Source organism: Pseudonocardia pini, assembly GCF_013870575.1.
GTDB classification, from domain to species: Bacteria; Actinomycetota; Actinomycetes; order Mycobacteriales; family Pseudonocardiaceae; genus Pseudonocardia; species Pseudonocardia pini.
Genome location: NZ_JACBXB010000339.1, coordinates 1 through 5,779, shown reverse-complemented (window position 1 = coordinate 5,779; position 5,779 = coordinate 1). Strand labels below are relative to the sequence as shown.

The 5,779-nt window shown below is 73.1% G+C and carries 8 protein-coding genes; 2 read left to right on the top strand and 6 right to left on the bottom strand.

Annotation, left to right across the window (positions count from 1 at the left end; genetic code table 11):
* The 4 genes from H5J29_RS18835 to H5J29_RS18820 all read right to left on the bottom strand — a co-directional run.
* Nucleotides 1-389 (bottom strand): hypothetical protein (locus H5J29_RS18835; RefSeq protein WP_220187620.1); only part of this gene is annotated, 389 nt, incomplete at its 3' end.
* 25 nt (nucleotides 390-414) lie between these two features.
* Nucleotides 415-735 (bottom strand): GroES family chaperonin, encoded by a 321-nt coding sequence (locus tag H5J29_RS18830; protein ID WP_181782287.1) that lies wholly within the window; start codon nucleotides 733-735, stop codon nucleotides 415-417.
* A 192-nt stretch (nucleotides 736-927) separates the two neighbouring features.
* Nucleotides 928-2,118: an ATP-binding protein gene (locus H5J29_RS18825; RefSeq protein ID WP_181782286.1), complete on the bottom strand. Its 1,191-nt coding sequence runs from the start codon at nucleotides 2,116-2,118 to the stop codon at nucleotides 928-930.
* A 180-nt stretch (nucleotides 2,119-2,298) separates the two neighbouring features.
* Nucleotides 2,299-3,132, bottom strand: a complete 834-nt coding sequence (locus H5J29_RS18820) for a DUF1206 domain-containing protein (protein ID WP_181782284.1) — start codon at nucleotides 3,130-3,132, stop codon at nucleotides 2,299-2,301.
* An 88-nt stretch (nucleotides 3,133-3,220) separates the two neighbouring features.
* On the opposite strand from H5J29_RS18820, the gene H5J29_RS18815 reads away from it, so the two are divergent.
* Both H5J29_RS18815 and H5J29_RS18810 read left to right on the top strand, forming a co-directional pair.
* Complete coding sequence (locus H5J29_RS18815) at nucleotides 3,221-3,835, top strand: SIMPL domain-containing protein (RefSeq protein ID WP_181782283.1); 615 nt, start codon at nucleotides 3,221-3,223, stop codon at nucleotides 3,833-3,835.
* Nucleotides 3,836-4,017: 182 nt separating this feature from the next.
* Entirely contained in the window at nucleotides 4,018-4,170 is a 153-nt protein-coding gene (locus H5J29_RS18810) for a hypothetical protein (protein WP_181782281.1), read from the top strand.
* A 4-nt stretch (nucleotides 4,171-4,174) separates the two neighbouring features.
* On the opposite strand, the gene H5J29_RS18805 is transcribed toward H5J29_RS18810, so the two are convergent.
* Nucleotides 4,175-4,654, bottom strand: a complete 480-nt coding sequence (locus H5J29_RS18805; protein ID WP_181782279.1) for an FxsA family protein — start codon at nucleotides 4,652-4,654, stop codon at nucleotides 4,175-4,177.
* A gap of 121 nt (nucleotides 4,655-4,775) precedes the next feature.
* A partial coding sequence (locus H5J29_RS18800; RefSeq protein ID WP_246394036.1) for a dihydrolipoamide acetyltransferase family protein occupies nucleotides 4,776-5,779 on the bottom strand: 1,004 nt, incomplete at its 5' end.

Genomic DNA, 5,779 nt, shown 5'->3' with positions numbered 1-5,779 from the left:
TGAACTTCCGCGGTGCGACCGCGAAGCCGTACCGCGATCTGCTGCACCGAGCAGGCCACCGCCCCCACCTCGATCGAGCAGACCTGCGGGTCCCCGGAGGTCTGCTCGATCGAGGTGGGGGCGGTGGCCTGCTCGGCGGGGGCCTCCCCGGACTCCTCGGGCCGCGAGTCCGCCTCGGAGCCGGCGGGCCCGGTCGGTCCCGTCGGCTCGGTGGGCTCCACGGAGGGGGCGAAGAGGGCGTCGCCGCGAGGACTGTCGGTGCGCCGGGCCCGTGCAGGGTCCTGGGAGGCGTCGGTGGCCGTGGTGGCCCCCGATCCCTCCGTGCGCCGCTCGTCCACCTCGCCGGGCGAGTGCTGCCGCTCGGGCATGTAGCCGTGTTCCTTCCCCACCGAGTGCGCCGTCCCCCCGGACGGTCTACAGGTACAAGCCGGTCCCGTGCTCGGTCCCCGTCGTGGCGACGGCGTGCAGGTCCCGTTCCCGCATCACGAGGTAGGTCGAACCCTGCACCTCGACCTCGTACTGGTCGTCGGGCGCGAACAGGACCCGGTCCCCCGCCTTGACGCTGCGGACGTGCTGGCCGATCCCGAAGACCTCGCCCCAGACCAACCGCTTCGCCACCTGGGCGGTGGCCGGGATGACGATCCCGGACGAGCTGCGCCGCTCGCCACCGTCCTCGACGATCTTGATCATGATGCGGTCGTGCAGCATCTGGATCTCGAACTTCGGGTCCGGCACCGGGGTGATGCTACGGGCAGCGCGTCGTGGGTCACCCGCCGGTGCCACCGCCGGACCTGGGGCAAGAGAAGGCCCCGCGGAGCTGCCAGGTCGGGGGTCCGACAGCGCCGCGGGGCTACACCAGGATTCGCCGGTCCCGCCCCCGGCGTTACGCACCTCGACCGGATCGTCGCGGTTCACCCGTTCGGACCACTAAGTGGAGGCCAACAGGTAGCGCCCGAAATGCGGGACGGTGAACGCGATCTGCCCCCTCTGCGCGGAGTAGACCAGCCCTTTCTTCAGCAGACTGTCCCGCGCGGGGGACAGCGAGGAGGGCTTGCGGCCGAGGTGCTGGGCCAGCGAGGACGTGACGACCGGGTCGTCCGTCCCCTCGGCGATCTCGGCCATCGCCCGGAGGTACTCCCGCTCGGCCGGCGTCGCGCGCTCGTAGCGCGAGCCGAAGAACCCCACGGCGAGCTCCGTCTCCGCCTCGGGCGCCGCGAGCGCGACGTCCTCGCCGCGGATCGGGTTCGTGGGCGCCGCATCCCAGGAGGCCTTCCCGTAGGCCTGGACGAAGTAGGGATAGCCGCCGGAACGCTCGTACAACAGCTCGAGCGCGTCCTCGGCGAACCCCGCCTCCTCGCGCTCGGCGGGCGCGAGCAGGGCGAAGTCCGCGTCCTTGCGGTCCAGCTTGTCGATCCGGGAGTACTTGAACAGCCGCTCCGAGTAGGACTTCGACGCCGACAGCACCGCCGGCAGGTGCGGCAGGCCCGCCCCGACCACCACCAGCGGCATCCGCGACTGCGACAGCTCGTGGCAGGCGGCGCAGAGGGCGGAGACGTCGTCCGGGCGGAGGTCCTGCATCTCGTCGATGAGGATCGCGATGCCCGTCGAGACCTCGCTCGCCAGCTCCGCGACCTCGGTGAACAGCTCGACGAGGTCGATCTCGATGTCCCCGGAGTCCGCGCGCCCGTTCCGCACCGGCACGTCGATCCCGGGCTGCCAGCGCTCCCGCATCCGGGCGCCGTCGGGGGAGGCGCGCAGCGCGAACGCCTTGAGCACGCCGAGGACCTCGTCGACACGCTCCTGCCGCGGGTGCTGCACGGCCAGGTCCCGGATCGCGCGGTGCAGGGCCGCGGAGAGCGGTCGGCGCAGGTCGGCGTCCGGGCGCGCCTCGATCTTCCCGGACCCCCACCCGGCCCGGACGGCCATCGACCGCAGCTCGCCGAGCATCACCGTCTTCCCGACGCCGCGCAGCCCGGTCAGCACCAGGCTCCGCTCGGGGCGACCCCGGGCGACCCGTTCCAGCACGATCTCGAAGGCGTCGATCTCGCGGTCCCGTCCCGCGAGCTCGGGCGGCCGTTGACCGGCGCCGGGGGCGAACGGGTTGCGCACCGGATCCATGCCTCAGACGGTATCGGCGAGTCTCGCCGAAACCGTAGACCTCGCTATCGAGCCCTAGGGCGTGTCGCGGTCGACCGTGATCGCCGTCCGCCACCCATCGAGGCCGTATGCGGCGCCGTCGGGTCGGGATCGGCGATCATCGGGCCGTCTCGGGGAGACGCGAGAGTCGGCTAGAGACCGCTACGCGCGGCGGAGTGCCGCGTCGGCCGCGCAGTAGAGGCCGAAGGCGCCGAAGCCCAGCGCCACGACCACGAGCAGCGAGGTCCCGAGCGGGGTGTCGCCGAGGGCGCGCAGGGCGGCGTCGAGCCCACCGGCCCGTTCCGCGTCGGACAGCACGGCGGCGGTCACCACCAGCACCCCGACGACGGCGAGCGCGGCCGCCCTGGCCAGGTGCCCCACCGCCCCGACCAGCTCGATCACCCTGCGCACGGGCACCGGCACGCGGCGCACGTCGAGGTCGCCCATGAACGTCCGGCGCACGCCGGTGTAGGTCATCGTCACCGCGACGACGCCGATCGCCAGCCCGCCGACCAGCACCAGCAGCCTGCCCATGGGCAGCATCAGGACGTCCGCGACCAGGGTCCGTGTGCCCTCGTCCCCCGAGCGCTGCCCCGAGACCAGGAACAGCACGGTGATCACGGCGAGGCCGAGCATCGCGAGCGCCTTGGACACCGCACCGACCCGCTTGCGCACCCGTTCGCCGCCGGAGACCCAGCGGAAGCCGAGCCACGCCGCCGTCAGCTGCCAGACCGCGAACGCCACCAGCCCCGCGGCGATCACCACCAGCCCGACGGCCCCGGCGCCGGTCGCGGCGATCTCCGCGACCGCGCCCTGGGCGTCGGCGGGCCCCTCCGGCAGGCCCAGGGCGATGCGCACCGCCAGCCAGGCGACGACGAGGTGCACCAGCCCGTAGGCCAGCAGCCCGATCCGGCCGAGCAGGTCGATCGAGCGACCCGGGGCGTCGGAGCGACCCTCCCGGACGGACCGCCGGAGGCGCCGCAGCAGCGTGGGCACGGCCGTACCGTAACGATCGGGATCCATAGCCCTGTCTCGGGGAGATCCGATACTCCGTGATACGCCCCGATCTGGAAGTCTCGGGTGGGTGAGTGAGATCGTGACCGAGGGCAGTGGTTGGGTCGAGCAGACGGCCGACCGCGCCGAGCTCGGCGTGGTGTTCGAGGCGCGTGGCCGCAAGCGGGCCGCGGCCGTGGAGGCGCTGGGAGCACTGGTCGCCGGGGCCGAGAAGGGCCTCGGCCTGCCGGGGGTGACGGTGCTGTCCCGGCGGCTCACCGTCCACACCGAGTACCGGTCGAACAAGCCCTCCGGCTGCCGCGCCGCGGAGCACCTGCAGGTGCGGGTGGCTGACCTGGCCGTGCTCGAGGAGGCGATGTCGCTGCTCCTCGGGGCGGAGCCCGCCTCCTTCCACGGGCCCACGTGGTCGCTCGCCGAGCCCGAGCTGGTGTTCGCGCAGGCCCAGCAGAAGGCGGTGGCGGACGCCCGGCGCCGAGCCGAGGGCTACGCCGAGGCGCTCGGCGGCAGCCTGGGCGGACTGGTCCGGCTGAGCGAGGCCGCCGAGCACGGCCCTGCGCCGATGATGGCGATGCGGGCGCGCGGGATGGCGGAGGGCGGTCCGGACGTCAGCGACCTGAGCCTCGATCCCGAACCCGTGCGGGTCTCGGCGCGATGCACGACCACCTGGACGCTGATCTCGGACTGATATCGGCCGTTCGCAGTCGCAATTCTCGTTCTGAAGAGTGAATTGCTGCGTCCGAGTAGCGCTATTCCCGCGCGCACCCCGACACTCGTTTGGAGTAGTCGCTGACTGCGAACGGGGAGGACACTGTGAGTTCTCGAGTGGGACGGCACCGCCTGACGCGACGCAGCAGGCAGGAGCTGCGGATGCGGCCGGGACAGCGCAGGCGGGGCATCCGGGCGACCGCCCGAGCCCTGCTGTCCGTGGCCACCGGGCTGCTGCTGACCGGCGGCGGCGCCGCGATCCTGCACAACTCCGACGGCGCACCGGTCACCGTCGCGTTCACGACCGAGGACTGAGCGCCTACCGCTCCTCGACGACGGTCCCCTCGATCACCATCGGGGCACCCGTCCGACGCGGGGTGGTGGGCTCCGACTCGACCACCTCGGCGTCGACGATCGGGCCCTCGCTGCGGATCCGCGCGGTGCGCAGGCCCGGGTTCTGCCGCTCGGCCGAGTTCACGAGCCGCCTGCGCACCAGGCCGCGCGTGGGCGGCAGCAGCAGGAGCAGCCCCAGCACGTCCGTGACCAGGCCCGGGACGAACAGCAGCAGGCCACCGGCGGCGACCAACATCCCGTCCGTGACCTCCGACGTGGCGACCCGACGGCTGCGTGCCGCCTCCGCCACCGCCTGCGCCGCCCGGATGCCCTCGCGCCGCGCGAGCATCCCGCCCAGCACGGAGCCCGCGAGCAGCACCAGGAGCGTGGGCAGGAACCCGATCCACGACCCCAGTGCGATCACGGCGACGATCTCGACCACCAGGTAGAGCAGCACGAACGGCATACCCCTCCAACGCGCGAGGACTCCGAAATGCTCCCGTCCGGACTTCTCGTTTCCCCGAACGGCACTGTCGTGCGGACCTACCGCGCGAACGGCACTCTCGTGCAATGGATTCCGCTCGCGTTCACCACAGCATCGCCGTCGCCGGATCCTCGAGCAGGGCGCCGACGTCGGCCAGGAACCGGGAGCCCTGCTCGCCGTCGACCAGGCGGTGGTCGAAGGACAGGGCCAGCCGGCAGACCGTCCGGACCGCGAGCTGTCCGTCCACCACCCACGGCGCCTGCTTGATCGACCCGACCGCGAGGATCGCGGCCTCGCCGGGGTTGAGGATCGGCGTACCCGTGTCCACGCCGAACACCCCCACGTTGGTGATCGTGATCGTGCCGCCCACCATGTCCGCCGGGCTCGTCCTGCCCGCGCGCGCCGTCGCGGTCAGCTCGCCGAGCGCGACGGCGAGGCCGTGCAGGTCGAGGGTGTCGGCGTCTCGCACCTTCGGCACGACGAGCCCCCGCGGGGTCGCCGCGGCGATCCCGAGCTGCACCCGGTCGTAGTAGACGATCTCACCCGCCTGCTCGTCCCAGCTCGCGTTGACGGCCGGGGTGCGGCGGGCGGCCAGGCAGACCGCCTTGGCGACGAAGGCCAGCGGGGTGAGCTTGACGTCCGCGAACGCCCTGCTCGTGCGCAGCCGGTCCCGCAGCGCCATCGTCTCGGTGACGTCCACCGCCAGGAACTCGGTCACGTGCGGGGCGGTGAAGGCGGACTGCACCATCGCCGCGGCCGTGGCCTTGCGGACGCCGCGGATCGGCTCCCGCCGCACCCCGCCGGTCGTACCCCCGGTGGTCGCCGTGCCCACCGCGGCCGCCGGCTCGGCAGGTTCGGGGGCGACGGGCTCCACGGCGGGTGCGGGCGCCGCGGCGTGCACGTCCTCCCGGGTGATCACCCCGCCGGGCCCGGAGCCGGTCAGGGCCCACAGGTCCACCCCGAGGTCCTTCGCGAGCTTGCGCACCGGCGGCTTCGCGAGCGGCACCAGCGACCCGCGGTGATCACCGTTCGGGAGCGCGGAACCGCCAACGAGAAGCTCCATTTCGTGTGCCGCGACCAGGTGCTGCGCGTCGACAACGCCGACAC

Bases quoted from the DNA above. Each gene is read 5' to 3' on its own strand.
- H5J29_RS18825 (WP_181782286.1), bottom strand. From the start codon at position 2,118: ATGGATCCGGTGCGCAACCCGTTCGCCCCCGGCGCCGGTCAACGGCCG.
- H5J29_RS18810 (WP_181782281.1), top strand. From the start codon at position 4,018: ATGCGGCCGGGACAGCGCAGGCGGGGCATCCGGGCGACCGCCCGAGCC.
- H5J29_RS18805 (WP_181782279.1), bottom strand. From the start codon at position 4,654: ATGCCGTTCGTGCTGCTCTACCTGGTGGTCGAGATCGTCGCCGTGATC.